Origin of the sequence: Methylobacterium nodulans ORS 2060, assembly GCF_000022085.1 — a bacterium.
GTDB classification, from domain to species: Bacteria; Pseudomonadota; Alphaproteobacteria; order Rhizobiales; family Beijerinckiaceae; genus Methylobacterium; species Methylobacterium nodulans.
This window is the reverse complement of record NC_011894.1, coordinates 2,701,673-2,725,397: the sequence shown is the minus strand read 5'-3', so window position 1 is coordinate 2,725,397 and position 23,725 is coordinate 2,701,673. Positions and strand designations below refer to the sequence as shown.

Below are 23,725 nucleotides of genomic sequence, written 5' to 3'. Positions count from 1 at the left end.
CCTCAGGTCCTCCGCCTTTGGGTCATCCGAACCGCCCGCAGGTACGGCCGGCTCGCCAGCACCACGTCCGTCGCTCGCCAAGAGGGACGGCCCGCCCGCTTGTGGCGATCCTCGTCGCGGTAGAGCGAGGCGAGGCGATTGAGCGCGGACAGCAGCTTGAGCGCCCGGGCGAGTGGGCGATGGAAGCGGAAGGCCATGAAGAGGTCGTAGACCTCGGCCCCGCGCTGGAGGCGCCGGTTGTTCCAGGCCTGCCGGCATGCCGTGGAGCAGAAGCCGGAATGGCGAACAGCGGCCCCGTAGGGCTGTCCGCACTCCAGGCAGGTCCGCTCACTCCGGAGCGGGGCGGTATCGCCGTCCTGGGCCACCGGAGTGGGTGCGTTTAAACGCAGCGGCGCGTTCATGGCGCCACCGCAGCCGGCGGGCGGAGATCCGCCAGCGCATCCTCGGCGACCTGCAGGGCCGCCAGGGCGGCCTCGCTGTCCTCGGCGACGGGTGCGAGGATCGCCCGGATGCTGTCGAGGGCGGAGTCGAGGACCTCCGCCAGCTCAGCTGGCGCTCGCGGCGCACTGCCGTTGGCCCGGCCGAGCAGGATGGCCGCCACCGCGTGTGCCGTTTCATCCGGCCACGTGCCTTCGGTATTGACCGTGAAGACCTCGTAGCCATCCGCGTCGCGGACGACCCCCACGTCGTCCGGGTCCTCGCTCAAAACGAGAGGAAGGCGGATGCAGTGCCGGGCGAAGAGGGCGGCATCAGCCACGATCACGCTCCCGCAGTGCGAAGGCCAGGCCGAGCCGCAGCGGCGCGCTCCTTGGAGATCCCGCAAGGCTGCGCCGTCGCGAGCGCCCGCACGACCTCGTCGAGCGAGATGCAGATGTCAGTGGCGAGGAGCGCCATCAGCTCGGGCTCCTCGCCATCCTGGGTCAGGATCAGGCAGCGCTTGCCCTGACCGCAGAACCAGCCAGCCTCCAGGTGCGCGCTACGCCCGCAAGGCAGCAGCAGGACGCAGGTATCGGCCCATTGCATACCGCGCAGATCGCTGACGAAGCCGCGGGCGGCGATCGGGTGCGTGGTCAGCAGGCGCCGGTACTCCGCGGCGGACCATGCCTCCCAATTCGGGTCGATCTCCGACCAAGCGAATCCCGGTACGCCATTGAAGGGGTTGCGGAAGTCGTAGACCTCGTGCCCCGCCTCGCGCAGCGCGGAGACGAGTGCGGGCTGCCGTGCGTTGCGCCAGGACGAGGCGACGTAGATGCGACGGGACACTGGTCAGGCTCCTGCGGATGAGGGATCGGGGCGCCCTGAGGGCGGGGTGAGGCGGAAGCGGATCCGGATCGGGTGCCACAGCGTTCTGGGCGGCCAATCTCTGGAGCGCGCCCGTCATGCGAGCAGATCGTTTGACCCCACAGGCGCGGTGTCTCGCGGTGTCTCGCTGCCCTGCTCGGCAGCGTCGCGCTGGCTGGACCGGTTGAGGCTGAACAGGATTCGGCATCGCGCATCCGCAACTGCCAGCAGCTCACGCGCGCCGTCGCGGTCTGGGGCATCGTCAACCTCCGCCTGGACGGCGGCACGGCCGTGCGGGTTGTGCGTGATCGCAGCTTCTGCCAGCCGGGCGAGCGCATCGCGCGCACCATCGTGCGGACAAACGACATCCCGGAGTGCGTGATCGGCTTTCGTTGCACGGATCGCGCGGACAGTGATGAATAGACTAATCCCGCCGTCGTACGGGAGGCGGGTCGCGCCGGCTGCGAACAGGTCTGTGAAGCGGGCGGAGGTCATACCAAATCTCCACTTGCCTGTGACCGAATGTGGGCGTGGAATATTCGTGCGCTCCGCTCTCTGTGGGAGTGGTGACCATGTGCCGTCAGATGAAGGCGCGCGCGCAAATCGAGGCGCTTGTCTTGAAACACGCGCGACATTTGCCTGGATGTCAAAACATCTTCAGCATCGAGATTGTGCGCCGTCAACCATCGCGCACATATCCTGCGTTCTGTATTTTCACCGATGATGATGACATCGCACCGCATGGTGATATCGTGCGGCAAGTTGCCATCATAATCCGACACTTCTACAAGGCATACGACGTCTGGGATGAGCGGCTGCAGTAAGTCGAGAGAGCAGCCGAAGCTCGGAAGCTGCTGGCTCTCTCGCACGTCGTTGACGGGGAGAAGGACAGCCGGGTCTGTGAGGCGGGCGGACGTCATGGCCGCACCTCGAAGAGCTGCGCCTGGGCGAGCACGCTGCCGAAGGCGGAGAGGCGGGCAGCCGCGCGCGGGTTGATCCACAGCACCTCGGTGCGGGGCAGAGCGCCATCGGCCATGCTGGCCGCCTCGACCCGCAGCCAGTGCGCCAAGCGGCGGTCGTAGAGCTCGGACGGGTAGCCGGAGAGCACGACGAAGCCTTGGCGCTCGTCCAGCAGCTCGAGCAGCTCCGCTTGCGCGTCCTCGGTCAGCTCATGCGCGTACCCGACATCGGTCGTGCGCGTGCTCGGCAGGTAAGGCGGGTCGACATAGAACAGCGTCCCGGCATGGTCGCGGGTGCGCAGGAGATCGCGACCGTCGCACTGCTCGATCGCCACGCCCCGCAGCCGCTCGATGATCGCCGGCAGGGCGTCGGCATAGTTCGCCCAATCCCGGGATGGTGTCGTGCAGTTGCGGTCGGCCTTGGAGCGATAGCCCGACATCCGCCGGAAGCCGGACCGGCCGCGGGCTCGGACGAGGCTGTGCGAGTTCGACGAGCGGCCCATGAAGGACCGCACGAGGAGACGACGAGCCCGCTCGACCTCATCCTCGGCCGGCTCGTAGGCGGCCAGGTACTCGTCGCGCGCGAACGGGGTGAGCGTGAGCCGGTGGATCAGCTCGGCGGCGCGCCGCGAGCGCAGCACCCGGAACAGGTTCACGACGTCACCGTCGAGGTCGTTGTAGAGCTCCGAGAAGACCCTTGGCTTGCGCAGCAGGACGGAACCTCCGCCGCCGAACGGCTCGATGTAGGTCCGGTGTGCCGGGAAGTGCCGGACGATCCAGGGGGCGAGGCGCCACTTGCCGCCGTGCCAGCGCAGGAGCGGCCGGGTCGGCTCGGGCGGGGGCGCGGCCACAAGCTGTTTCTCGCCGTTTGCGCACAGTTCTGTGAGGCGAGCGGAGGTCATGCCGCTTCCCTTTGACAAATGTAAGGGACAGCTGGGCACCCACGAGTCATACGCCCGCGGCGCAGGGGCGGATCTACATGAAACGCAAGTCGAAGACGCGAACCGAAATCGCTGATATCCTCTTGCAGCACATTCGCCGCGTTCCAGGCGGCGAGCATATCAGAGGCATTCGGATCGGGCCACGCACCGACGTAACGGTTTTGCCTTCGTTCGTTATCGATGTGGATGCGCAAGCCGGTGACGAGGCGAACACGGCTGTCGACGCGATCCGCCGAATGATACCGATCCTGTACGAAATCTATGATGTTAAGAACTTCGCGGTGCATTAGACGGAATAGACCGCCCGCGAAGCTGTCGATCACGAGGGAGCGGGTCATCAGTGCGGACCTCGCAGTGTGAATACCGCACACCCCGAACAAATGTCTGCCTGATGTTCAGCGCACTTTAACCGGCCTGTGCCAGACGTGCTGGCCATGTCCAGCGTGACTTCACCGATGCTGCACGAGCGCCGCAGAGCAAAGCGCACAGATGCATTCAAGCTCGGGTGCATCGTGATGGGTGATCGTGCTTTGCTGATTGACTGTCTCGTCTGGAACAAGAGTGAGATCGGCGCGATGCTAGAGGTTGAGCCCTCAGCTGAGGTTTCGGAGCACTTCAGGTTAGTTGTCGGCTCGCTGCATGTGGATCGCGCTTGCGAGCTCCGATGGCGGCGCGGGCGTAAGATGGGCGTTCGCTTCGTGGACGCGAAAGGACGCACACCCCTGCGCTCCAGACCGGCGGAGGATTGAGCCATCAGTGCAGCCCTCCGGCGGCGGGCTGATCGGAGGGCGTCTGCTCCCGGCGCACGGCATCGAGGCACGACGACAGACCGTCGCGCATCACCGCACCTCCGCCGCCATCGCGACCACGACCGGCCCCATCACCGTCCCGGGCCGCCGCATCACCGGCCAGTGGGCCCGCACCGGGATCGCGCTGCGCGGCCGGACCAGCTCCGCCGCCCGGCTCTGGCGGATGGTCACCTCCTCGCCGCGCTCCAGGGCTTCGAGGATCGGCTGCAGCCGGTCGGCGTAGAGCCCATAGAACTCGGCAAAGTCCTGGAGCCGGCGCAGGTCGTCCCGTTGCGCCGTGGCGTGCGCGCGCATCCGCTTCAGGTCCCGATGCTGACCCGGCCAATTACCGATGAGGGTCGATTGCCACTCGAACGCCTGCGCGAGCTCGGCACTGTGCTTGTCCGCTTCCTTGCGGGCGGCGTCGGCGAGGCTCGGAAAGTCGTAATCGCGGAGATCAGCAGCGCGCATGGTCAGGCGTCTCCCGGGATGGCGACGAGGCGGAGGGAGCCGCCCCAGATCGTTTCGACGTGCAGGTGCAGAGGGGCGAGCACCGCGTTGGCGCGGCGCACGAGCTGGGATTGCCGGGCGTCGCTCATCGGCTTGCCGGGGCGGGCGGCGGCCATGGCGTCGGCGCGGCTCACCGCCAGCCCGACCCGCTCGCTGAACAGGAAGGCGAGCAGCTCGAACGTGCCGACCTGACGGAGGTCGAGGCGATGCCGGCCGCACCGGAGGCAGCGATAAGCCTTGTCCAGCACCACGGCGCCGGGGTTGGCGAGTGCGGTGTCGTAGCCGCAGGCCTCCACGATGATGATCGTCGGCAGCGGCAGGACGGGCCGCTCCACCGCCTCGCGCGCGGCGTGAGTGCGGCGCGAGCGAATGTTGTGGCGGACGGCCTGGGGCGCGGTGGTGCCGAGCATCGCAGCGCCCTCAGAACGGGATCTCGGCGTCCTTCACCCCGCGCGCCGCATTGGCGGCACCGAGGAGAAGGCTGCGCACCTCACGCAGTCGCTCGAGGCACGGTGCGCGATCGTCGGTGGTCGTGGCCTCGGTCGGACGCGCGGCGTTGAAACCCTTCGCCCACCAGAGCAGGTCGGCGAGGCCGGCCGCGATCTGGTAAGCCGTCTCGGCTGGCAGGCGGATCTCCGCCATATCCGGCGCCGGCGGCTTCTCGCGCCGCGGGACGCATGGCGCCACGTCTGGCGCGGACTCGCCCCGCTTGGCACCAGCCGCCGCGCGGACCTTGCTGATGCCGTACGGCGCAGACCGGATCTCGGGGTGGGTGAGCACACCCACCATGCCGAGGAGCTCGTCCCACGCGAGGCCGGTCGCGTGCTGGGTATTTTCGCCGTGCCCGACGGTGAGGTTGAAGTGCCCCGAGTCATCGGCCGTGATTGTGATGGGAAGGGCCCGCATCGGTCAGCCCTCCCCGCCCTGGGGAGCCTCGGTGCTGTCCCAACCCGCATACCAGCGGCTCAGCCGCTCAGGGTCGTTCGCGATCGGCTGATTCAGGCACTTCCGCTTGTTGCCGCGGGCCTTGGCTCGGGCGCCGGCCTGGAAGTCGGGATGCTCGGGGTCGCCGAGCCACTTGTCCTCGCCGTCCGCATCCTCGTCGGCGCTGGTCTCACGCTCGGTCGGAGGGGTGACAAGCGCGTCACCTCCCGGGAAGTCGTCCTCGGCCGGACCGGCCTCCTCCGGCGCGGTGAAGGCCTCCACGGCATCAGTCGCGGGAGGCGGCGCCTTCGGGCCGGCCGCCAGCGCGTCGAGCTTCGCGCCCAGCCCGCGGGGCGTCACATCCCGCGCCGATTCCGGCCCGCGCGCCGGGGCTGGCTCGATCTCATCGTCCGCGTAGACGCCGAGCAACACATCCGGGAAGTGCCGCCGGCAAAGCGCCCGACCCGAGAAGTAGGCGAGCTGCTGGTCGGGGTCCTGCTTCCACAGGGGCGAGTTCTTCGGCGTGATCTTGCCGAGCGGCGGGGAGAGGTAGTCGACCACCTCGTCCGGCTCGTCGGCGAGACGGGCCCAGGCGCGGCACCGCCGCTCGTCGCCGTCGCCTGTGTACTCGAACCGGATCCGGCCCTTAATCGGCGCGCGCTTCAGGATGACGGCCTGAACCAGCTTCGACTCGAAGGCGATCTGGTCGTTGACGAAGTAGGAGTTGTTCGCGACCGCGTAGGGCGACATCCCCCACTCGACGGCCTGGGTGCAGATCGCGAGGCAGGCGCCCGGGTTGCCACGCAGGTGCTTGCGGACGCCCGCTGACGAGACGGCCATCAGCTTGGCGAACTCCATCAGCTGGCCGGCATTGGCGAACGCGACGCCGCCGCTCTCGGCGGATACGGACAGGGCCGCGGTGGCGACGGGATCAACGCGCTCGGCCACGCGGCGCTCGGCATCGGACAGAGTGAGGGCTCCAGCGGTCATGCGGCTGCCTTTCGGGGATTGCGGATGGAGATCTGCGGGAAGGAGGTCGCCGCGACGGCGTAGGCGGCGCGGGCGATCATCTTGCGGACGACCACCCGGCCGTCACCGAGGGTCGCCTGGGTGTGGCCAGCGAGCTTCTCGACCAGCTCGGCATCGAGGGCCTTCTTGGTCTCCTGGGCGGCGCGGATCGCGGCAGCCGCGGCGGCGCGCTCATCGATCAGGGCGGGCGCCCGGTTGTCGCCCGACAGGTCGAGCACCGGCAGGCCGTCATCCGGCGGGTAGAGGGCGGCGAGGGCATCGCCGTCGCGGCTGTAGTCGGCCGGCGGTGGCACGCCGTCCGCGACGCCCTGCCAGAAGGTGCCGACCTCCTGCACGAGGCGATCCCAGATCCCCACGTGCAGCGGGATCTCGACCACGTGCAGATCGAGGCCGTGGCCGACGACGAGGAGCGCCACCGCCGCCCAAGAGGCTTTGGTCAGCTTCGCCTCTACGATCGCCTGGACGGCGATCCAGAGTGGCAGTTCGACCTCGCCGCTCTCGGTCCGCCACTTGTGCCGGGAGACGATGTCCGAGGTGGTCTTGACCTGGATCACGCCCCGCCCCGGCCGGGTAGGGTCGACGGCATAGGCGTCCGGCGTGCAGCCGATCCGCAGCTCGGGGGCGCGCAGGTAGACATTGTTCGCCGGGGTGACCTTCCAGCCCGGCCGATCCTCCGCGAGGATCTGCAGCGCGTCGTCCTCGAGGAGGCGGCCCCGGCGCATGGCCGGGGTCTCGGTCGGATCCTCGGAGAGGTGCCCGGCCTTGAGCGCGTGGAGCTCGAAGCGGGTCGTGTACTCGTGGACGCCGAGGATGGCGCCCGCGACCGAGGCGGTGATGTCCTGGGCCCGCAAGGCGAGCCAGCCGGCGCGGTCCTTGGCCGGGTTGATCCGGTGGCGCTCGATCTTCACGACGCGCCTCCGCCAACGCGCCGGAGGAAATGCGCCGTCTCGGCCGACAGCGCGTCGAGGTGGGCCGGGTCGAGCGGCGCCATGGCGCCCGCCGGCAGGACACTGGCCATCGCGTTGATCGCCGAGCAAATGACCTCCGCCCGGTCGTGCACGATGGCCACCGAGGCGACCGGCATCGCCGAAGCGCAGGGCTTGCCCTCGGCGTCGACGATCATGCGGCCGGAGCGCTCCACGACCGCCCACGGGGCTGGGCAGCCGAGCGCCTCCAGGAGGACGCGGAAGGTCTGGGAGGCTTCGGCGGGCGTCACAGCGCGCCTCCGAAGCTCATGTTGTTCTCGGTGCAGTAGCGACGGAACGCGGCCTCGTGCAGTTCGCCGGGCAGCATGTCGATGCTGTGCCCGATCGTGCCGCCCTTCCAGGAGCCCTTGCGCTGCCCGGTCTCACCGGAAAAGCGGATGTCGAGCGAGCGCCGGATCTTCGGTCGCCGAAACAGCGACAGCCACTTGAACCAGCCCGTCCCGAAGTGCCACTCGCGCTCCTCGATGCGGGTGCGTGCGGTCAGCGCTTCGCCGTCGAAGTCCGTGAACGCGAAGGTGCGCGACGGGCAGGCTTCTTCGGCTGCGTGACGGGCTGCCCACCAGCCGCCAGCGCCGAGCAGATTTCCCCTCCTCGGCGGCTCGGTCCAGAAGTGCTCGCCCTCCAAACCGTAGAAAGAGGAGCGGGCGTGCCGCCACTGCGTCCATGGCAGAAAGCACGACCAGCTCTGAGTTGTCGTGCTGTCGTGTGTCTGGGCGCCGAGGAAGACCTGAAGGAATCCATCAGAGACCGAAACGCCATACTGCCGTTCATGGCTGTCCCAGTACCAGTCGCGGCCGAGCCGTTCGATGGTCGCTGCATCCCACGTCTGCGCGTACACCTTGCGCCGCCACGGCTTGATGATCGCCGGCAGGGCAAGGATGAGTGTATGACCAAAGCCGCTGACACGCAGCCGGCAGCCGGGATAGTCATCGTCATCGCCGGATCCGAGCACGATCGCCAGAGGGCGATATCCGCGCTCTGCGCGGGCGTAAGTGAAGGGACCGAAGTAGCGGTCGTTATCGCTCCAGCGGATGCGCATCGTCACGCCCTCCCCGCCTGCGCAGCCGCGATCTGCGCCGAGATCACTTGAAGGGCTGCCCGGATCTCGATGTCCGCAGCGATGCGCCCCTCGATGTCCGTGCGGTCGATGACCCGAGACAGGGCGACGAGATGCCGACCCACCAGCACCAGGGCGCCGAGGCGCTCCGTGGCCAGGTCAGCGCGTCTGGCGATCGCAGCGGCGCGCCGTTGCATTTCGAAGCTCGCCATGGCGGCGACGTGGAGCGGGTCGAAGATCCGCCCGGTGCGCAGGTCCACCACGGGGGCGGTGGGGCGGTCGGAGGTCAGCATGACCGGCCCTCCGCCTTGGCGATGACGTCCAGCAGGCCGGAGACGAAGCCCCGCTCGGTCTTCTGCTCTGCGAGAGCGTCAACCGCGCGCCTCAGCCCATCAAGCAGATCAGGCGCCGCCAGAATTAGGGTCGCGACCTGCCCCGCATTCTCGGTCTCATTGACCTCAATTACCCCGCTGCCCGACAGATAGATGACTGCGGTGTCAGTGACGGGCTCGCCGTTGACGTGCTCGACCGAGCCGAGCGACCAGGGAAGACTGTAGGGCGCGCTCATCAGCACCCCCGCCCGTGCACCTTGAGGACGTATTCGCGGCGGCTCTCCTCGATGAAGGAGAGTTCGCCCGGGGCCGCCTCGGCCTCCTCGTTGGCGCGCAGCCGCAGCTGCAGCGCCGTCGCCATGTCGTCCTCCTCGTTCGGGGTGAGCGCGTGCTCCTCCGGCGTCAGCAGTTCGAGGCAGATCTCGTCCACCTCGCGGCGCCTCGCGTAGACGCGCTCGCGGGCCTCGCGGATCACGGCATCATCGGAGACGCCGGCCCGGGACAGCCCAGTGTCGCCGCAGTGGAGCGCGACGACGACCTCGGCGCGGTAGCGCTCGGCGCAGAGCAGTTCCGCGAGCGAGGCGGCGAGGCGCTCCGCGGCCTTGCGGCGGACGTTGTCGCGCCCGGCGGGAAGGGTGAGGGCTGCCATCAGAGCACACCCTCACGCACCGCGTTGACCAGGGCGCCGCCGCCCAGGGCCAGCGCGATGAGGATCGCCGCCGCGATGATGACGAGGCCGGTCGCGAGCCAGTCGCGGTCCGCGGGCTCGCGCTGCGGCTCATTCTCGGGAAGCGGCTCGCGCAGGAACAGCGGTGGCTCGAAGGCGGGGAAGGTCTCGCGTGGCTTGGCAGCAGAGAGGGCGAGCGGCCTGCGGAGGCGGACGTCCGCCGGGACGATCAGGTAGCCGTCATCCGACGTGCGGATGGACAGGCGGGCGCTGGCGAGAGGGGCATTGCGCATCGGGGCTCATCCGTGATGGATGAGCCCACATTATGGGCCGCAGCCCATGCGGTCAAGCCCACATACTATGGGCTATACGAGGAAGCTGAACGTCCCGATGATCAGGTGCGTCGCCTCCACCTCGATGCCACCAGTCTCGCCGGAAGACAGCCACACGGGGTCCTGCCAAGCCGGGTCGTCGCTCTCTGGATCGAGGCGAATGCCTACATCCGTGATCGCTACGCGCTTGAGGGTGTATTCATACCGGTCGTGATCGCGCCTCTGGCAGACCACGAGATCTCGATGCTGAATGCGACGAGGCATGTCGGCGAACGCAACGCCAATAACGTAGGACCCCGCTTTCACCACGCGGTTCATGCTTGTCCCTTCGACGCGCCATGCGTACTGCTTCAGCCCGGCGTACTCCGGGTGCGGAATTGACGGAACGTGAATGAGTTCCTCTAACTCCTGCACGCCGCTCTCCTGCCACGCCCCGGCTCTCAGGTACCCAAGCACCTTAGCATAGGTAAGCGTTTTGGAAGCAAGAGGTGGTGTGTGAGATTTTTTGCTTGGCGTGCCAACTGTAGCGCCACCCCACTCAGCGTCAGCATCTGTAGGTAATGGAGAATTTGGTTTAACGAAAATCTCTGCAGATACCTGTAGTTCTCTTGCCACGAGCCGCAGCGACGCGAGGCTCGGGGTTTTGTTTTTGCGGAACCACTCGTTTACCGCGGCAGCGTTCAGACCCACAGCGATAGACAAAGCGCGATCTGAGTATCGCTTAAGCTTCATTTGCTCGCGTAGTAATTGGCGCCACTCAGGCAGAAGCTCGATATCGGTGCCGCTCACCAACTCGGGAGCTGATGTTCCTGCCACCGGTTTTGTTGGTGCTCCCACTGCCGACTTTTTGGTGTTTTTTCGACGCACGGACTCGCTTGGCGGCTCGTCTTTCGTGTCATGCATGTGGGTTGACACCCTTCACGGTATAGCCCATAAGGTGTGGGCTATGACCCACGCCGATCTACTGGCCCGCATAGAACGATTCTTGTCCCACACGGACATGAGCGCATCCTACTTCGGGCATCGCGCGGTAGGAAACAGCAAGCTCGTCAAGCGCCTACGCATGGGCAGGACGGTCGAGATTGCCACGGCTGAGAAGTTGCTTCGCTTCATGCAGGCGGAGATGGCCGTCCGAAAGAGCAAGGCGCGCAGGCTATTGCGGCGTGCGCCGGAGGGCGTCTTTGAACAGCGCGGCCCCATGACTGAGGCGCCCGGCGGCTCCCCAGAGCAAGGAGCCACCGCATGACAGCGTCTCTCCCTCTCGCCCGCATCCTGGCCGCTCATGGTGTGGTGCTCGCGCTGGTGGTCGCGATCATCGCGACAGTTGGTGTGATGCGACCGACGGCCAGCCATCCCACCCATCCGAACGGCCCCACCCGCATCCTGACGGAGGCGCAGCCGTGACCCCTGTGCGCATTCCATGCGTGACCTCGAGCGGCTTCGTCATCGGGAACCTGGCGGTCATCACGCCCCGAGGCGGCACGGTCGGCCTGCATATTGCTGAGGGCGACGATAGAGCAACTGGCGATCTCAACCCGGCTGGCGCGGCGCACCTGGTGCTGCCGCTCGCCATCCACCTCGGCTTGACCGTGGACGAGCTGGATGCCGATCTGGCCCAGCAGATCGAGGAAGCCGCACGCAACCTCGCGGCCGCCTGCAAAGCGTCGCGTGAGCGGCGGGCTGCGATCAACGAACGTCTCTCGGCTGCCATCGCGCGCGGCCGTGGCGACGAGCCCACCTGTGCAATCGGCCGCTACCTGCCGCTCCGCCGCGAGGCGTGAGCCATGCGCTCCATCACGGTTTTCCCGATCCGCCGGCCACCACCTGGCCCATCCGGCGGCGCGCCCGGGCCGGCCACCCGCCCCATCCAGTCCCGGCCCGGGCGCAATCCTGATCGCGTCGCTCAGCCCAGCAATTCTGTTCGCGCCGGCCGCCCGGCCCGCGCTTCGAGGCCCCTGCCGGCGGTGGCGTCGCCGGTCGGAGCACTGCCCATCTTGGGCGTTTCCTCCCTGACTGGCCCCCTCTCCCGGTGCGGAGAGGGGGGCTTTTTGGGGCCGCAATTCCGACGTGCCGCGTTCTGCGGCATGTGCGCCCGCGCCAGCAAGGTCTCTCGCATCGCTGACCGCGCGGGCGCTCCCCTTTTCCTGGTTTCGCGTGACCGCTCGCCGGCAAGCATCATCGGTCGCGCGCGTGTTGTCCTGCGTATCCCTGTCCACCTCCTGCATCTCGAAGCGCTCCCTGGTTCGACACCGTTGAACCACAGGAGCCTTCCGACGTGCCGGAAAAACATACCGAGGGCTCGGAAAAGTATTCCGAGGGCGGTCGCATGACGACGGTCGATCAAGCCTCTCAGCTTCTGCGAGAGCTCGCCGAACCGCGGCCGGTTGGCGACACCGTGAAAGCTGCCATCACGCGCGCCGCGCGCGCGGTCTCTGCCGTTCTTCAGGAGCCGATGAGCTATGGCCGTGCCGAGGATATCTGGCGGCGCGAGGCTCGCCGGATCGACGCCGCCGAGATGGACGCCATCCGGGCCGCGCATGCCCGCCGCGCCGGCGAGCTTCGGACCGAAGTTCAGAAAGCTACGGCGTTGGCTCAACGCCTTGAGCGCCTGGTTGCCCAAGCATCTCCTGCTTCAAGCGGCGAAGATCTTGAGCAGATCCGGTCTACGGCAGATGAGGCGTGGAAGGCGGCGCGTACGCTTCGCCGTCTTGCTTCGGAAGCGCGCGGAGCGTGATCGGCGATGACTGGCTTTGTCGATTCCAGTCCCTCCGAGTTCACGCCGCCGGAGACGGGCCGTCCGGCGCCGACCGATGGCCGCGCGGGAGGTCAGCGATGACCCGCGCCCGCCCCGAGCAGGTGATCCAGACCAAGATCGTCGTGGCCATGCACCGGCGGTTCGACTGCCTGTGCGTGCACGTGCCGAACGGCGGCCGGCGCGGCAAGCGCGAGGGCGTGGCATTCAAGGAGATGGGCGTCGAGGCGGGGCACCCTGACTTGATCGTGTACGGCCGAGGCGGCCGCTGCTTCCTCATCGAGGTCAAGGCGCCCGGCGGGAGCCTCAGCGCGAGCCAGCGCGCCTTCCTTCCCGGCCTGCGGGAGCGCGGCTTTCCGGTGCACGTGGTGGACAGCGTCGATGAGGCGCTCGCGGCCGGTGAGGCCTTCGGGCTGCCGCCAGCCTCGGCGCGACCGCGTCCGGCGCCCGAGCCGGCGACGGAGTTCTGACCGTGGCGGCGCTCCAGTCCCATTCCGAGAGCCGCCGCAGCCCTGCCCGCGTCGAGGGGACGGCGCAGATGCGGCTCGGGTTGAAGGGCGAGACGAAGCTGCGCGAGGACGAGCAGCTCTCGAAGCTCTACCGGGCTTGGAAGCGGCAGAAGCTGCAGGCACTGCTGGATGGTCCCTTTGGCGAGCAGATCCGCGACCTCGACCGCTTCATGCGCCGCATGGAGCTTGCCGACGGGCCGGCGTTGATCGCCCGCGTCGAGGCCGTGGCGTGGATCCAGGAGATGGACGCCGACGCCCGCCACGATCTCCTCAGCCTGATCGGGCGGCGCATCGCCCTGATGCGCGAGCGGAACGGCCTCGAGCCTTTCAACGACGGCGTGCCCGGCGATCCGCCGCGCGCCTTCGAGCGGATCAAGCAGATCATGGGGTGCCGATGACGATCCCCGTCAACGCCCGCGCCGTCATGGCGAGCCGGCGCGAGCCGCCGACCGCCCTCGACTTCTTCCCCCCGCCCCCGTGGGCGACCCGCGCGCTCTGCGAACTCCTGCGCGAGCGCGGCGTGCCGATCGGCGGCCAGGAGGTCTGGGATCCCGCCTGCGGCGAGGGGCACATGGTCGGGCCCCTGCAAGAGGAGTTCTGGCACGCCGAGGGATCGGACGTGTTCGACTACGGCCGCGGGTACCGGGTGCGGGACTTCCTCGACCCGGCCGGGCACGCCTACCGCCCCGACTGGATCATCACCAACCCGCCCTTCTCGGTCTCGCTTGAGTTCGCCCTGACCGCGCTGCCGCTCGCCCGCGTCCGCGTGGCGCTGCTGGTGCGGAGCGCGTGGCTCGAAGGGACGGAGCGATACGAGCGCCTGTTCGGCCCGCAACCGCCGTCGATCGTCGCCATGTTCAGCGAGCGAGTGGCGATGACCCGCGGACGGTGGGATCCCGGCGCCAGCAGTGCCACGAGCTACTCCTGGGTGATCTGGCGGACAACGGCGAACCGCGGCCGCAAGCCCGAATTCACCCATCTGCCGCCCGGCACCCGGGCCCGCTGCATGCGGCCCGACGACGCTCGGATCTACGGCGTCCAGACGGACGCTCCGCTGCTCGCACTGGCGGGGGCCTGACCATGGCCGAGCCCTACAATCCGAAGCACCCGACCCGCCCCGTGCCGATCGCACGCATGTCCGACTGCATGACGTACGCGATCCGCACGAAGCCGCTCGGCTACTGGTCGTACATGGCGCGGTTCGGTGACAACGACGCCTACAAGGTCGACCCCTGGCGCTGGATCGACATCCCCGAGGCGCTCCAGGACGCCGCCGACCTCATCAGCGATCTCGCCCGCCTCGCCGCGCTGATGCCGGGCGGGGAACAGCGGCTGCGCGAGGTCATCCGCGAGAAGATCGCGCAGCTCGAGGCGGCGCAGGCTCAGACAACCTCGGGGGCTGCTGCATGAGCGAGGGATCGAAGCTCGCGGTCGAGGTCGTCTCGTTCAAGGCGATGGACCGCAACAGCCTGAAGGGGTTCGTGACGGTCCGAATCCCGGCGATGCGGCTCACCATCCGCGACTGCACCGTGCACGAGAGCCACGGCAAGCGCTGGGTCGGGCTGCCCTCGAAGGCCCAGATCGGGCGCGACCAGGAGCTCGTCCGGAAGGACGGTAAAATCCAGTACGCGGCCGTGTTCGAGTTCGATTCGAAGGCCGTCGGCGACGCCTTCAGCGCGGCGGTGCTGCGCGCCCTCGACGCGCGTGTCGACGGAGCCGCGGCGTGACCTGGTCCGGGCAACAGGATCGCGCCCTGCACGAGATCGCGGCGTGGCGGCGCGCCCCGGGACGCAAGCAGATCTTCCGGCTGTTCGGGTTCGCCGGCACCGGCAAGACCACGCTGGCGCGCGCGGCCGCGGCGGAGGTGCGCGGCACGGTGCTGTTCGCGGCCTTCACCGGCAAAGCCGCCCTCGTCCTGCGCTCGAAGGGCTGCGAGGGCGCGTCGACGATCCACAGCCTGATCTACCGCGCCTTCGAGATCGAGGAGCGCGACGCATCGGGCAACGTCGTCGGCGTGAAGATCCGCTACTGCCTCGACCCGTTTTCCGCCGTCGCGGCTGCCGCGCTCGTCATCGTCGACGAATGCTCGATGGTGAACGAGAAGCTCGCCCGGGATCTCCTGTCGTTCGGCACGCCGATCCTGGTGCTCGGCGATCCCGCGCAGCTACCGCCGGTGCGCGGCGAAGGAGTTTTCACCGCCGAACAGCCCGACGTCATGCTGACCGAGATCCACCGGCAGGCGGCGGACAATCCGATCATCCATCTCTCGACGAAGGTGCGCGAGGGCGGTCGGCTCGCCCGCGGCGATTACGGCGACAGCCGCGTCATCGACATCGGACGGTTCACGCCCGAGGTCGAGGCCGGCTCCGATCAGATCCTGGTCGGGCTGAATCGGACCCGCCGCACCCTCAATGCGCGGGCCCGGCGCCGGCTCGGGCGCGACCCGAATTACCCCGAGGCCGGTGATCGCCTCGTCTGCCTGAAGAACAACAAAGACAAGGGCCTGCTCAACGGCGGCCTGTGGGACATCGCAGAGGTCGAAGGCTTCGACGAGGACGGCGTCGACCTGCGCATCGCATCCTGCGACGTGGAGGGTCAGCGCGCCGACGTCTACGTGCGGCGCGAGTTCTTCGAGGGCTGCGAGGAGACCATCCCGCCGGCCGAGCGGCGCGGCACCGACGAGTTCACCTACGGCTACGCGCTGACCGTGCACAAGGCGCAAGGGTCACAGTGGGACGACGTGCTGCTCATCGATGAGAGCAGCGCGTTCCGTGAGAACCGGGCGCGGCACCTCTACACCGGCCTGACCCGCGCCGCCGAGCGCGTGACGGTGGTGCTGTCATGACGGCGCCAACCGACAATCCCCTTCTGCTCGCGGCGCTCGACTATGCCATCCGCGGTTGGCCCGTGTTCCCGTGCTCGCCGACGACGAAGCAGCCGCTCACCCGCAAGGAGAGCGCGCCTGGCGCGAAGGACGGAGGCCTCCACCTCGCCACCACCGACGAGGCGCAGATCCGGGCGTGGTGGGCGAAGCACCCGCGCGCCATGATCGGGATCCCGACCGGCGCGCGCACCGGCAACGTGCTCGACCTCGACCTCGGCGATCCGGCCGTGATCACGGGCGCCGCCTACCTGGAGCGGCTGCGCGAGCACGTCGGCGGGATTCCGGAGACCGCCATTGCCGAGACCGGCTCGGGCGGGCTGCACCTGTGGTTCCGCGCCGATCCCGATGCGCCGATCGCGAACGGCGCGAACATCTGCCCCGCTCTCTTCATCCCGCCTGCTGAGGGTGCGACGCGGGCCGATGGGCGCAAGGCCAAGGGCGCGGCGATCGATGTGCGCGGCGAAGGCGGCTACGTCATCGTCCCGCCTTCGGTGCGCGAGGACGGCCGAGCCTACACGTGGTGCCCCGGACCCGAGGACGGGCTGAGCCCGCCGACCGAGGCGTTGCTGCGCCTGATGCGCAAGGAGGAGGCCCGAGCCGCTCGCGACGCGCAGGCCGAGGCTGCCTCACGCGGTCCCTGGGTGCCGCGACCGACGGACAGCATCGACCCTGCCCAGGTGCTGCTGGACGGGGACGAGGCGGTGGTGCGCTACGGCCGCGCCGCACTCGACAAGGAGGTCGCGGCGGTCGCAGCGGCGCCGAGCGGAGGGCGCAACAACGCGCTCAACGCCGCCGCGCTCAAGCTCGGAGGTCTCGTCGCCGCGGGCGCGCTGGTCGAGGGCGAGGTGCGGGAGGCGCTGCGGAGCGCCGCGGAGGCCTGCGGCCTAGTCGGAGACGATGGGCTGAAATCCGTCCTCGATACGATCGAATCGGGGTTGCGGGCCGGGATGCGACGCCCGCGCGACCTGTCCGAGGTGTGGGCGCGTGCCGCCCGCGACGAGCGGCGACGCCAGCGCCGCGTAGGCGGGTCCGGAGCCGATCAAGCCGACGCAGCCGCGGACGAGAGCTGCGGCGACGCGGAGATCGACCGCATCGCGGCGCTCTATCCGCTGCCCCGCCTCGCCTCGCCGCCGCTGTTCTACGAGCGGCATCGCGGCCGCGTCATGGTGCACAAGGAGGTCCCCGCGAAGCGGCGCGACGCCGCCGCCGCCACCGTAGCCGTGCCGGTCGCGACCCCCTTCGGGATGACGGCCCGGATCCGCTACCTCGACCGTGAGGACGCCTACGGGCTGCGGATCGCCGTCGAGGACATGAGCGGGCGGCCCCGCTACATCGACATCGAGCGCGGCGATCTCGCCCGGCAGGGTGCCGGGGAAATCCGCGCCCTCCTGTTCGCGGCCGGGCTGCGCACCGAGGACGACGGCGAGCACATCGCCGTGCGGGCGCTCAAGGCGGCCGACCCGAAGGTCGAGATCCTGGTCGTGTCGCAGCCGGGCTGGCACGAACTTCCCGACCTCGCCGATCCCTTCTTCGTCTGCCCCGGCGGCGAGGTGATCGGCACTCCCGAGGGCTCCGCCTACGAGCTGTCCGTCTCGACCAGGATGCCGCCGTCGGTCGCGGCTTCGGGCAGCTTGCCCGGCTGGGCGGATGCGGTCGAGGCCGCCATCAATGTCGAAGCCTGCGAGCACTGGACGCTCGGGGCCTGCGCGGCGTTCGCTGGGCCGCTCGTCTCGCTGACCGGGCTCGACACCTGCGGCCTGAACCTCTCTGGCTTGTCGTCGAGCGGGAAGAGTACGGCGCAGAAGATCGCGGTCTCGGCCTGGTCGACGCCGGACATCCGCAAGCCCGGCCTCGCGCAGTCCGCCAAGTCGACGGTGAACGCCATGGAAGCGCTCGCCGCGCGCTCGAGCGGCACCGTCTTGTCCCTCGATGAGCTCGCGCATGTCACGGGCGCCGAGGTCGCGCGGATGATCTACACCTTCGCGGGTGGGGTCGGGCGCCGGCGCATGACCGCGGACGCCACGCTGCGCGAGAGCTACACTTGGTCCACCTTTGCGATCCTGTCGGCGGAATGCTCGCTGGAGGAGAAGGTCAAGACCGACGAGCGCGCGGAGTGGGTCGCCGGCATGGCGGCGCGCTTCGCGGATGTCGACGTCACCTCCGTCAACCGTTCCGTCGACCGGCCGACGCTGGATCGCATCGCCGCCATTGACCGCAACTTCGGCCATGCGGGTCCGGCTTTCGTGCGCGCTCTCGTCGCCGATGGCGCGCACCGAGATCCCGTCTCTCTCCGCGAGCGGATCATGGCCGATGCGAAGCGGATCGCCGGGACCGCAGCCGACAGCACGCAGATGCGGGCCGCGATTCCCTTCGCCCTTCTGCGCCGTGCCGGCGAACTGGCGGTGAGCTACCGCCTCCTGCCGGCCGAGACGCCGGTCGCGGCGGCGGTGGCCTGGGCGTGGAACCAATTCATGCACTCGAGCGATGCGCGGGCCCTGGATCCCGAGGAGCAGGTCGTCGCCAACCTGCGCGCCTGGGTCGTGCAACGCTGGAACGTCACCCTGCGGGAAGTCGGCGCGAGCGGAGGCGGGCCGCGGGAGGCGGAGGGCTGGTTCGATGAGGATGCCGTCTACGTGCTGCGGGAGAAGCTCCGCGCAGCCGCGGGCAACGTCATGACGGAAGAGGCGACGGCCGGCGTGCTGCGCCGGAACGCGTTGCTGTTCAAGGAGGAGAAGGATGGCCGCCCCTATCTCCGGTACGTCAGAGGGCTCGGCAAGGTGCAGGCCTACGCGCTCAAGCGCCCCGACTTCGGTCGCGAAGTCTTCACCAATATCGTCGATTATCCGGGAAAGGGGAGGTTCGCCTCATGACGCGACCCCCGGATAGGCGGTTTTCCCGGTTTTCCCGCGATTTTCCCGGAAACGGATTGGATCAAGTGATTGATCCACAAGAGTTTCCCGTTTTCCCGCTTTTTCCAGCCCCGGAGAAGATACAACGCGCGTGCGCGCACGCGTGAGAGAGCCTTGGAGACCCGTGATCCCGCACGAAAATCACCCCCTTAGTATCTCCTCTACTCCTGGAAAAAACGGGAAAACGGGAAAGACAATCAGATCAATAACTTAGGAGGTGTCGAGCGCGGGAAAAATTCGGGAAAAGCGGGAAACGTAATGAGATCAACAACTTAGGAGATGTCACGATGAACGACACCCCGACCACCCCACCGGCTCTGGATCTCGCCGGCCTCACCAGCCGCATCGTCGCCGGCTACGTCACCCACAACGCCGTCCCTGCCGCGGAACTGCCCGCGCTCATCGTGTCGGTGCACGGCGCGCTCGCAGCCCTTGGCAAGCCTTCCGAGCCCGAGGCGCCGGCGCTCGTCCCGCCGGTGCCGATCAGGAAGACCGTCACGCCCGACGCGATCATCAGCCTGGAGGACGGCCGCCCGTACAAGTCCATGAAGCGGCATCTGTCGACCCGCGGCCTCACGCCCGAGCAGTACCGGGCCAAGTGGGGACTGCCGATCGACTATCCGATCGTTGCCGCGAACTACGCGGCCCAGCGCTCCGAGCTGGCGAAGCAGTTCGGCCTCGGCCGGCGAGCTGAGGCGAAGGCCGCCTGATGTGCCGGGGCGGCCGGAATGCGTCCGGCCGCCTCATCTCCCCCACGTTGAGCACCCTGGAGAGCACCGTGAGCACCGCCCCCGCTTACGACCCGTCTCTGACCTACTACGCCGCGTCCGTGGCCGGTCACGGGGAGTATCGGGCCTGCGAGTGGCTGCAGCAGGCCGGCTTCGCCACGCTGGCCCCGGGCCGCACGGCTGTCGTGCGGCAAGCTTCTAGCGGCAAGCGGCTCGTGCGGCGTCCAGTGTTCCCTGGCTACGCCTTCGTTGGCAAGCGGCCGGAGCAATCCTGGCGGGACATCCTGCGGGTGCCTGGCGTCCGCGCGCTCGTCACGACGGGCGAGGCTCCGACCGAGCTGCCGCCGTGGATGATGAAGATGCTGATCGCAGCTGACGAGATGGGCGCGTACGACCGCCCGCGACCGCAGCTTGCGGTGGGCGACAAGGTGCGGATCCGCGACGAGCTCTGGCAGGGCCTGATCGGCGAGGTGATGCGCGCCCCGGAGGGCCGGCGCATTGCCGTGCTGCTGAAGGCGTTCGGCAAGAAGCATGTCCTCAGCGTCGACGTTGACAGGCTGGCTGCCACATGAGACCTTGCAGCTGCGCACGGTCGTTGTTGCAATTTTGCAACCACGCCGTGCGGATGCATTGGTTAGCAGCCCCGCGCGAGCGATCGTGTCGGGGCTTTTTCACGTGTTCGGATGACGAGGATGCGGGGCCGCACGCCCGTGCCGCAGACCATCTGCGTGTGCTGGGCCTCCACCGGCCGCATTATCACCAAGCCCGACGCGGACGGCTCTGTCGCGAAGTGTCTGCGGGCCAGCCCGTCTCACCGCCCTGCGAGATCTACGGCCAGGGACTGTGTCGAGAGAGGCAGTAGCAGGTCGGCTTGTGAGAGCAGGTCGGGTGACCAGGAGGCTAGCCACTCGACCTGCCGCCCTCCGCAAAGTTGGCTGCAGTGATCAGAGAGCAGCATTCATGATGCACGTTGGGCTATCGACCGCCACCGCTCAGGGGGATTAGCCGATGTCCGGCTACACTGGAGTCATTGGCCTAGCCCGTGCGCTTCTCACCATGCTCGGCAGCATGTTCGCAGTGTTCTCGACTGCGATCAGCCTCGTGACGGCCGGCAAGATCCTGGCGGGCGTTCAGTTGCGCCATGGATAAGAGCGCAGCCGAGAAGGCCCGGAGCCGTAGGTCCGACGCGCACCGCACGGCCGATCAGCCTTGGCGTCACTGGTACTGGACCGCCCGCTGGCGCCGCCTCGCCAAGGCCCAGCTGAGGGAGCATCCCCTCTGCGCGATGTGCTCCACCGATGAGCGCCCGGTGGCGGCCTCCATCTGCGATCACATCCAGCCTCACCGAGGGGACGAGCATCTGTTCTGGCATGGCGAGCGGCAGTCCCTCTGCGCTCCCTGCCATGACCGCCTCAAGCAGAGGCAGGAGCGCCGGGGCTATGTGCCCGGCGTCACCCCGGACGGGCGCCCGCGCGACCCGCTGCATCCGTGGAACCGGAGCTGATCGATGGCCGAGCGGCGCTGGCACTCGCGAGCCGAGCTACAGGCCCGGCATCTCACCGGCCGCGTGCGCGGCAGACCGGGCTGGTTCGGCCGTGTCGTGATGCAGGTCGAGGTGAGATCCCCAGAGCCGCTCTATCCGAAGGTGCCGCCGCGGGGCCAGCGCGATGTGGGGGCGCAGGGCGCCGACACGTTCTGGCGGGATGCGACGGTGATGGATCTCGCCGAGATCAACCCGCGTGGTCGGGAGCGGGATGCAGACCGCCGCGCCCGGCCCTGAGGGGACTGATACCCCCCCGGGGGGGGGTGGTCGAAAGTTCAGGGGCATTCGGACTGCACCGGTCGCCCCCGCTGCGTTCGCACCGGAAGCAAAAATTGAACGGGGGGATGTCGGCCATCTCCTACGGAGAAGACGGTTGACACTGGCAGCAATTCCCGGCGGTGACGGCGCGCCGGCCGAGCCCGACTGGTCTCAGGCCTACGCCGATGAACTCGACATTGCGTTCGCGCATGAGCAGTGGGGCCACATCGTCCGCGAGATGGGCGAGCGGGGCACCCTGTCGGTCAGCAACGGCCACGCCATCAAGCGGCTGGTCGAGATGCGCATCCAGTACGAGCGCGCGAGCCGGCATGTGGCCGAGCATGGCGCGATCCTGCGGGCGACGCGCGCCAAGACCGGCCAGTGGAATCCGTATTGGTCGGTGATGACGAAGGCGGACGAGGCGATTCGGGTGCTGGAGGCCGAGCTCGGCCTCGCGCCGGTGCGCCGCGGCAAGGCGGCGAAGGTCGAGCGGAGAGCGAGGACGGCCCGTGCGGCGGACGCCTACCTCAAGCCGGTCGCCCGCTGACCCGGTTACGGCTTGGGCGGAGGAGGTCGTTGTGGGCCGGCAGATAGCAGGCGAGCTCGTGCGCCATGCCGCCGAGCGGCACCTGCGCGACCTGCGCGACGGACCGGCGCGGGGGTTGCACTGGCGGCCGGACCGGGCGGCGCACGCGCTCGGGTTCTTCCCGGCGGTGCTCACCATCACGGCCGGCACCAAGGCCGGCCAGCCCTTCCAGCCGCTGCCCTGGCACACCTTCGTGATCGGCTCCTTGTTCGGCTGGCGCACGGACAGCGGCCGGATGCGCTTCCGCACCGGCTGGCTGGAGACCGGCAAGGGCCAGGCCAAGTCGCCCCTGATGGCCGCGATCGGGCTCTACCTGATGGGCTATTACGGCGTGGCCCGGTCGGAGATCTACGCCATCGGCCAGGACCGGGCGACCGCCAACGTGCTGTTCAAGGACGCGGTCGCGATGTGCCGCGCGCCGATCCCGGGCGGCGACGACGAGACCGACAGCCTGGAGAGCCGCGAGCAGGTGGTCATCCGGGGCGAGCTCGACAACGCCTGGAAAATCGAGCACCCGGCGACCGGCTCGAAGTTCCAATCGCTGGCCAATGGTGAGGCCATCTCCGGCCCGCGGCCGACCGCGGTGCTGGCCGACGAGATCCACGAGTTCAAGCAGAACACGGCGATCGAGACCTGGAAGCGGGCCATCGCCAAGATGCCGGGCGACGCGATCATGCTGTTGGGCACCAACACGCCCGCCTCCACCCAGATCGTCGGCACGGATTATTCGGAGTTCTACCAGAAGGTCGCCACGGGCGAGATTAGGGACGACGAGGCGTTCGCCCTCATCGCCCGGGTCGATGTAGCCGACCGCGAGAGCGTGTTCGACAATGAGGCCTGCTGGCCGAAGGCGCTGCCGGCGCTGGGCGTGACCTTCCCGCTGGAGAACATCCGGGGCGAGGTCAACACCGCCCGGCAGCTGCTCTCCACTGCCCTGTCGGTGAAGCGGCTCTACTTCGGCATCCCGATCGGCGCCACCGCGTTCTGGATCGCCGAGGAGGCCTGGGCCGCGGTGCAGGGCACGGTGGACGAGGAGGCCTTGAAGGGGCGGCCGTGCTGGCTGGGGCTGGACCTGTCCAAGAAGAACGACCTCACCGCCCTCACGGCGGTGTGGGCCGGCGCGGACGGGCACCTCTGTGCCAAGACCTGGTACTGGACCACGCGCGAGGGGCTGGCCGACCGGGCCCGGGCCGATCAGGCGCCCTATGACCAGTGGGCGGAGAGGCCTGAGGAGACGGGCTTGGTCGCCGTTCCGGGCGCGGTGATCGACAAGACCTTCGTGGCGGCCCAGGTCGCCCGGCTGGTCGCCGAGCACGAGGTGCAGTTCCTGGCCTTCGATCCGGCCGGCATGGCCGACTTCATCGCCGCCTGCGAGGCGATCGGCCTGGCGGTCTGGCGCTACCGCGGCCCGGAGGAGCCGCCCGGCGCGGGGCTGAAGCTCGTCGCGCACGGCCAGGGCAAGCGGGTCGCGTTCGAGGACCGCCAGCTGGTGATGCCCCGCTCCATCGAGCAGCTCGAGGACAAGATCCTCACCGGCACGATCACCATCGCCGCCTCGCCGGTGACCTATGCCTGCGCGGCCAACGCCCAGGTCGACTGCGACGGCCAGGGCAATCGCGCCTTCGACAAGGCCCGCTCGCGCGGGCGCATCGACGGGCTGGTCACGCTGGCAATGGCGACCGGCGCCGCCCTGTTCCACCCGACCGAACGCCCGCGCGAATACCAGATGTTCGTGCTGGGGTGAGAAGGA

The 23,725-nt window shown here is 68.8% G+C and carries 37 protein-coding genes; 20 read left to right on the top strand and 17 right to left on the bottom strand.

Annotated elements, in window-relative coordinates:
- Positions 1-2: 2 nt before the first annotated feature.
- From MNOD_RS12650 to MNOD_RS12635, 4 genes are all read right to left on the bottom strand, one after another.
- On the bottom strand, positions 3-401 hold the full coding sequence (locus MNOD_RS12650) for a hypothetical protein (protein ID WP_015929293.1): 399 nt from the start codon (positions 399-401) through the stop codon (positions 3-5).
- The gene (locus tag MNOD_RS12645) at positions 398-757 is read right to left on the bottom strand and encodes a hypothetical protein (RefSeq protein ID WP_015929292.1); all 360 of its coding nucleotides are present in this window, start codon (positions 755-757) and stop codon (positions 398-400) included. Before MNOD_RS12645 ends, MNOD_RS12650 begins: the two co-directional genes overlap by 4 nt.
- Before the next feature lie 2 nt (positions 758-759).
- Positions 760-1,263, bottom strand: a complete 504-nt coding sequence (locus tag MNOD_RS12640; RefSeq protein ID WP_015929291.1) for a hypothetical protein — start codon at positions 1,261-1,263, stop codon at positions 760-762.
- A 114-nt stretch (positions 1,264-1,377) separates the two neighbouring features.
- Positions 1,378-1,776, bottom strand: coding sequence for a hypothetical protein (locus MNOD_RS12635; protein ID WP_015929290.1), 399 nt, complete (start codon positions 1,774-1,776; stop codon positions 1,378-1,380).
- A gap of 77 nt (positions 1,777-1,853) precedes the next feature.
- Between MNOD_RS12635 and MNOD_RS12630 the strand changes: the two genes are divergently transcribed.
- Positions 1,854-2,105 carry a hypothetical protein gene (locus MNOD_RS12630; protein WP_015929289.1) on the top strand — a complete coding sequence of 84 codons (252 nt, stop codon included), beginning with the start codon at positions 1,854-1,856 and terminating at the stop codon, positions 2,103-2,105.
- Between the two features lie 92 nt (positions 2,106-2,197).
- On the opposite strand, the gene MNOD_RS12625 is transcribed toward MNOD_RS12630, so the two are convergent.
- Complete coding sequence (locus tag MNOD_RS12625; RefSeq protein WP_015929288.1) at positions 2,198-3,091, bottom strand: DNA adenine methylase; 894 nt, start codon at positions 3,089-3,091, stop codon at positions 2,198-2,200.
- A gap of 128 nt (positions 3,092-3,219) precedes the next feature.
- On the opposite strand from MNOD_RS12625, the gene MNOD_RS12620 reads away from it, so the two are divergent.
- Positions 3,220-3,471 (top strand): hypothetical protein, encoded by a 252-nt coding sequence (locus MNOD_RS12620; RefSeq protein WP_015929287.1) that lies wholly within the window; start codon positions 3,220-3,222, stop codon positions 3,469-3,471.
- A 549-nt stretch (positions 3,472-4,020) separates the two neighbouring features.
- Here the strand turns inward: MNOD_RS12620 and MNOD_RS12615 are convergent.
- From MNOD_RS12615 to MNOD_RS46445, 12 genes are all read right to left on the bottom strand, one after another.
- A complete protein-coding gene (locus MNOD_RS12615) occupies positions 4,021-4,440 on the bottom strand; it encodes a hypothetical protein (RefSeq protein WP_015929285.1) in 420 nt (139 codons plus the stop codon).
- A gap of 2 nt (positions 4,441-4,442) precedes the next feature.
- Entirely contained in the window at positions 4,443-4,889 is a 447-nt protein-coding gene (locus MNOD_RS12610; protein WP_015929284.1) for a hypothetical protein, read from the bottom strand.
- Positions 4,890-4,899: 10 nt separating this feature from the next.
- The gene (locus MNOD_RS12605; protein WP_015929283.1) at positions 4,900-5,385 is read right to left on the bottom strand and encodes a hypothetical protein; all 486 of its coding nucleotides are present in this window, start codon (positions 5,383-5,385) and stop codon (positions 4,900-4,902) included.
- Positions 5,386-5,388: 3 nt separating this feature from the next.
- A complete protein-coding gene (locus tag MNOD_RS41450) occupies positions 5,389-6,393 on the bottom strand; it encodes a recombinase RecT (RefSeq protein WP_015929282.1) in 1,005 nt (334 codons plus the stop codon).
- A complete protein-coding gene (locus MNOD_RS12595) occupies positions 6,390-7,340 on the bottom strand; it encodes a YqaJ viral recombinase family nuclease (protein ID WP_015929281.1) in 951 nt (316 codons plus the stop codon). The genes MNOD_RS41450 and MNOD_RS12595 overlap by 4 nt, the downstream gene beginning before the upstream one ends.
- On the bottom strand, positions 7,337-7,648 hold the full coding sequence (locus tag MNOD_RS12590; protein WP_015929280.1) for a hypothetical protein: 312 nt from the start codon (positions 7,646-7,648) through the stop codon (positions 7,337-7,339). Before MNOD_RS12590 ends, MNOD_RS12595 begins: the two co-directional genes overlap by 4 nt.
- Positions 7,645-8,457 (bottom strand): hypothetical protein, encoded by an 813-nt coding sequence (locus tag MNOD_RS12585; RefSeq protein WP_015929279.1) that lies wholly within the window; start codon positions 8,455-8,457, stop codon positions 7,645-7,647. The genes MNOD_RS12590 and MNOD_RS12585 overlap by 4 nt, the downstream gene beginning before the upstream one ends.
- A gap of 2 nt (positions 8,458-8,459) precedes the next feature.
- Positions 8,460-8,768, bottom strand: coding sequence for a hypothetical protein (locus MNOD_RS12580; RefSeq protein ID WP_015929278.1), 309 nt, complete (start codon positions 8,766-8,768; stop codon positions 8,460-8,462).
- Positions 8,762-9,043: a hypothetical protein gene (locus tag MNOD_RS12575; protein ID WP_015929277.1), complete on the bottom strand. Its 282-nt coding sequence runs from the start codon at positions 9,041-9,043 to the stop codon at positions 8,762-8,764. The genes MNOD_RS12580 and MNOD_RS12575 overlap by 7 nt, the downstream gene beginning before the upstream one ends.
- Positions 9,043-9,456, bottom strand: coding sequence for a hypothetical protein (locus MNOD_RS12570; protein ID WP_015929276.1), 414 nt, complete (start codon positions 9,454-9,456; stop codon positions 9,043-9,045). Before MNOD_RS12570 ends, MNOD_RS12575 begins: the two co-directional genes overlap by 1 nt.
- The gene (locus tag MNOD_RS48970) at positions 9,456-9,767 is read right to left on the bottom strand and encodes a hypothetical protein (protein ID WP_015929275.1); all 312 of its coding nucleotides are present in this window, start codon (positions 9,765-9,767) and stop codon (positions 9,456-9,458) included. Before MNOD_RS48970 ends, MNOD_RS12570 begins: the two co-directional genes overlap by 1 nt.
- A gap of 72 nt (positions 9,768-9,839) precedes the next feature.
- The gene (locus tag MNOD_RS46445) at positions 9,840-10,709 is read right to left on the bottom strand and encodes a LexA family protein (RefSeq protein ID WP_157091450.1); all 870 of its coding nucleotides are present in this window, start codon (positions 10,707-10,709) and stop codon (positions 9,840-9,842) included.
- Positions 10,710-10,752: 43 nt separating this feature from the next.
- Here MNOD_RS46445 and MNOD_RS12555 point away from each other — a divergent pair, with 43 nt between their 5' ends.
- The 18 genes from MNOD_RS12555 (at position 10,753) to MNOD_RS12480 (ending at position 23,719) form a co-directional block, all read left to right on the top strand.
- On the top strand, positions 10,753-11,052 hold the full coding sequence (locus MNOD_RS12555) for a hypothetical protein (RefSeq protein ID WP_015929273.1): 300 nt from the start codon (positions 10,753-10,755) through the stop codon (positions 11,050-11,052).
- Positions 11,049-11,210, top strand: a complete 162-nt coding sequence (locus MNOD_RS48010) for a hypothetical protein (RefSeq protein WP_015929272.1) — start codon at positions 11,049-11,051, stop codon at positions 11,208-11,210. Before MNOD_RS12555 ends, MNOD_RS48010 begins: the two co-directional genes overlap by 4 nt.
- Positions 11,207-11,587, top strand: a complete 381-nt coding sequence (locus MNOD_RS12550) for a hypothetical protein (protein ID WP_015929271.1) — start codon at positions 11,207-11,209, stop codon at positions 11,585-11,587. The genes MNOD_RS48010 and MNOD_RS12550 overlap by 4 nt, the downstream gene beginning before the upstream one ends.
- Positions 11,588-12,132: 545 nt before the next feature.
- On the top strand, positions 12,133-12,540 hold the full coding sequence (locus MNOD_RS46440) for a hypothetical protein (protein WP_157091449.1): 408 nt from the start codon (positions 12,133-12,135) through the stop codon (positions 12,538-12,540).
- Positions 12,541-12,638: 98 nt separating this feature from the next.
- A complete protein-coding gene (locus MNOD_RS12540) occupies positions 12,639-13,028 on the top strand; it encodes a VRR-NUC domain-containing protein (protein ID WP_015929269.1) in 390 nt (129 codons plus the stop codon).
- A gap of 2 nt (positions 13,029-13,030) precedes the next feature.
- Entirely contained in the window at positions 13,031-13,465 is a 435-nt protein-coding gene (locus MNOD_RS12535) for a hypothetical protein (protein WP_015929268.1), read from the top strand.
- The gene (locus tag MNOD_RS12530; protein WP_015929267.1) at positions 13,462-14,145 is read left to right on the top strand and encodes a hypothetical protein; all 684 of its coding nucleotides are present in this window, start codon (positions 13,462-13,464) and stop codon (positions 14,143-14,145) included. Before MNOD_RS12535 ends, MNOD_RS12530 begins: the two co-directional genes overlap by 4 nt.
- A 2-nt stretch (positions 14,146-14,147) precedes the next feature.
- Positions 14,148-14,477, top strand: a complete 330-nt coding sequence (locus tag MNOD_RS12525; RefSeq protein ID WP_015929266.1) for a hypothetical protein — start codon at positions 14,148-14,150, stop codon at positions 14,475-14,477.
- Complete coding sequence (locus tag MNOD_RS12520; RefSeq protein ID WP_015929265.1) at positions 14,474-14,794, top strand: hypothetical protein; 321 nt, start codon at positions 14,474-14,476, stop codon at positions 14,792-14,794. Before MNOD_RS12525 ends, MNOD_RS12520 begins: the two co-directional genes overlap by 4 nt.
- Positions 14,791-15,912 (top strand): ATP-dependent DNA helicase, encoded by a 1,122-nt coding sequence (locus tag MNOD_RS12515; protein ID WP_015929264.1) that lies wholly within the window; start codon positions 14,791-14,793, stop codon positions 15,910-15,912. The genes MNOD_RS12520 and MNOD_RS12515 overlap by 4 nt, the downstream gene beginning before the upstream one ends.
- Complete coding sequence (locus MNOD_RS12510; RefSeq protein WP_015929263.1) at positions 15,909-18,821, top strand: bifunctional DNA primase/polymerase; 2,913 nt, start codon at positions 15,909-15,911, stop codon at positions 18,819-18,821. Before MNOD_RS12515 ends, MNOD_RS12510 begins: the two co-directional genes overlap by 4 nt.
- A 326-nt stretch (positions 18,822-19,147) precedes the next feature.
- Entirely contained in the window at positions 19,148-19,570 is a 423-nt protein-coding gene (locus MNOD_RS12505) for a Ros/MucR family transcriptional regulator (protein ID WP_015929262.1), read from the top strand.
- A gap of 68 nt (positions 19,571-19,638) precedes the next feature.
- The gene (gene nusG, locus MNOD_RS12500) at positions 19,639-20,160 is read left to right on the top strand and encodes a transcription termination/antitermination protein NusG (protein WP_157091448.1); all 522 of its coding nucleotides are present in this window, start codon (positions 19,639-19,641) and stop codon (positions 20,158-20,160) included.
- A gap of 436 nt (positions 20,161-20,596) precedes the next feature.
- Complete coding sequence (locus MNOD_RS46435) at positions 20,597-20,737, top strand: hypothetical protein (protein ID WP_015929260.1); 141 nt, start codon at positions 20,597-20,599, stop codon at positions 20,735-20,737.
- A complete protein-coding gene (locus tag MNOD_RS12495; RefSeq protein WP_015929259.1) occupies positions 20,730-21,092 on the top strand; it encodes a hypothetical protein in 363 nt (120 codons plus the stop codon). Before MNOD_RS46435 ends, MNOD_RS12495 begins: the two co-directional genes overlap by 8 nt.
- Positions 21,093-21,095: 3 nt before the next feature.
- Entirely contained in the window at positions 21,096-21,368 is a 273-nt protein-coding gene (locus MNOD_RS12490) for a hypothetical protein (RefSeq protein ID WP_015929258.1), read from the top strand.
- A gap of 136 nt (positions 21,369-21,504) precedes the next feature.
- Positions 21,505-21,936 (top strand): P27 family phage terminase small subunit, encoded by a 432-nt coding sequence (locus tag MNOD_RS12485; protein WP_015929257.1) that lies wholly within the window; start codon positions 21,505-21,507, stop codon positions 21,934-21,936.
- Positions 21,937-21,967: 31 nt separating this feature from the next.
- Positions 21,968-23,719, top strand: a complete 1,752-nt coding sequence (locus MNOD_RS12480; protein WP_244424720.1) for a terminase large subunit — start codon at positions 21,968-21,970, stop codon at positions 23,717-23,719.
- Positions 23,720-23,725 lie beyond the last annotated feature (6 nt).

Excerpts from the sequence above, each read along its gene's own strand:
- MNOD_RS12650 (WP_015929293.1), bottom strand. The coding sequence starts at position 401 with ATGAACGCGCCGCTGCGTTTAAACGCACCCACTCCGGTGGCCCAGGAC.
- MNOD_RS12635 (WP_015929290.1), bottom strand. The coding sequence starts at position 1,776 with ATGACCTCCGCCCGCTTCACAGACCTGTTCGCAGCCGGCGCGACCCGC.
- MNOD_RS12630 (WP_015929289.1), top strand. The coding sequence starts at position 1,854 with ATGTGCCGTCAGATGAAGGCGCGCGCGCAAATCGAGGCGCTTGTCTTG.
- MNOD_RS12620 (WP_015929287.1), top strand. The coding sequence starts at position 3,220 with ATGAAACGCAAGTCGAAGACGCGAACCGAAATCGCTGATATCCTCTTG.
- MNOD_RS12615 (WP_015929285.1), bottom strand. The coding sequence starts at position 4,440 with ATGCGCGCTGCTGATCTCCGCGATTACGACTTTCCGAGCCTCGCCGAC.
- MNOD_RS12610 (WP_015929284.1), bottom strand. The coding sequence starts at position 4,889 with ATGCTCGGCACCACCGCGCCCCAGGCCGTCCGCCACAACATTCGCTCG.
- MNOD_RS12605 (WP_015929283.1), bottom strand. The coding sequence starts at position 5,385 with ATGCGGGCCCTTCCCATCACAATCACGGCCGATGACTCGGGGCACTTC.
- MNOD_RS41450 (WP_015929282.1), bottom strand. The coding sequence starts at position 6,393 with ATGACCGCTGGAGCCCTCACTCTGTCCGATGCCGAGCGCCGCGTGGCC.
- MNOD_RS12585 (WP_015929279.1), bottom strand. The coding sequence starts at position 8,457 with ATGCGCATCCGCTGGAGCGATAACGACCGCTACTTCGGTCCCTTCACT.
- MNOD_RS12580 (WP_015929278.1), bottom strand. The coding sequence starts at position 8,768 with ATGCTGACCTCCGACCGCCCCACCGCCCCCGTGGTGGACCTGCGCACC.
- MNOD_RS12575 (WP_015929277.1), bottom strand. The coding sequence starts at position 9,043 with ATGAGCGCGCCCTACAGTCTTCCCTGGTCGCTCGGCTCGGTCGAGCAC.
- MNOD_RS12570 (WP_015929276.1), bottom strand. The coding sequence starts at position 9,456 with ATGGCAGCCCTCACCCTTCCCGCCGGGCGCGACAACGTCCGCCGCAAG.
- MNOD_RS48970 (WP_015929275.1), bottom strand. The coding sequence starts at position 9,767 with ATGCGCAATGCCCCTCTCGCCAGCGCCCGCCTGTCCATCCGCACGTCG.
- MNOD_RS46445 (WP_157091450.1), bottom strand. The coding sequence starts at position 10,709 with ATGCATGACACGAAAGACGAGCCGCCAAGCGAGTCCGTGCGTCGAAAA.
- MNOD_RS12555 (WP_015929273.1), top strand. The coding sequence starts at position 10,753 with ATGACCCACGCCGATCTACTGGCCCGCATAGAACGATTCTTGTCCCAC.
- MNOD_RS48010 (WP_015929272.1), top strand. The coding sequence starts at position 11,049 with ATGACAGCGTCTCTCCCTCTCGCCCGCATCCTGGCCGCTCATGGTGTG.
- MNOD_RS46440 (WP_157091449.1), top strand. The coding sequence starts at position 12,133 with ATGACGACGGTCGATCAAGCCTCTCAGCTTCTGCGAGAGCTCGCCGAA.
- MNOD_RS12540 (WP_015929269.1), top strand. The coding sequence starts at position 12,639 with ATGACCCGCGCCCGCCCCGAGCAGGTGATCCAGACCAAGATCGTCGTG.
- MNOD_RS12530 (WP_015929267.1), top strand. The coding sequence starts at position 13,462 with ATGACGATCCCCGTCAACGCCCGCGCCGTCATGGCGAGCCGGCGCGAG.
- MNOD_RS12525 (WP_015929266.1), top strand. The coding sequence starts at position 14,148 with ATGGCCGAGCCCTACAATCCGAAGCACCCGACCCGCCCCGTGCCGATC.
- MNOD_RS12520 (WP_015929265.1), top strand. The coding sequence starts at position 14,474 with ATGAGCGAGGGATCGAAGCTCGCGGTCGAGGTCGTCTCGTTCAAGGCG.
- MNOD_RS12510 (WP_015929263.1), top strand. The coding sequence starts at position 15,909 with ATGACGGCGCCAACCGACAATCCCCTTCTGCTCGCGGCGCTCGACTAT.
- MNOD_RS12505 (WP_015929262.1), top strand. The coding sequence starts at position 19,148 with ATGAACGACACCCCGACCACCCCACCGGCTCTGGATCTCGCCGGCCTC.
- MNOD_RS46435 (WP_015929260.1), top strand. The coding sequence starts at position 20,597 with ATGTCCGGCTACACTGGAGTCATTGGCCTAGCCCGTGCGCTTCTCACC.
- MNOD_RS12495 (WP_015929259.1), top strand. The coding sequence starts at position 20,730 with ATGGATAAGAGCGCAGCCGAGAAGGCCCGGAGCCGTAGGTCCGACGCG.
- MNOD_RS12490 (WP_015929258.1), top strand. The coding sequence starts at position 21,096 with ATGGCCGAGCGGCGCTGGCACTCGCGAGCCGAGCTACAGGCCCGGCAT.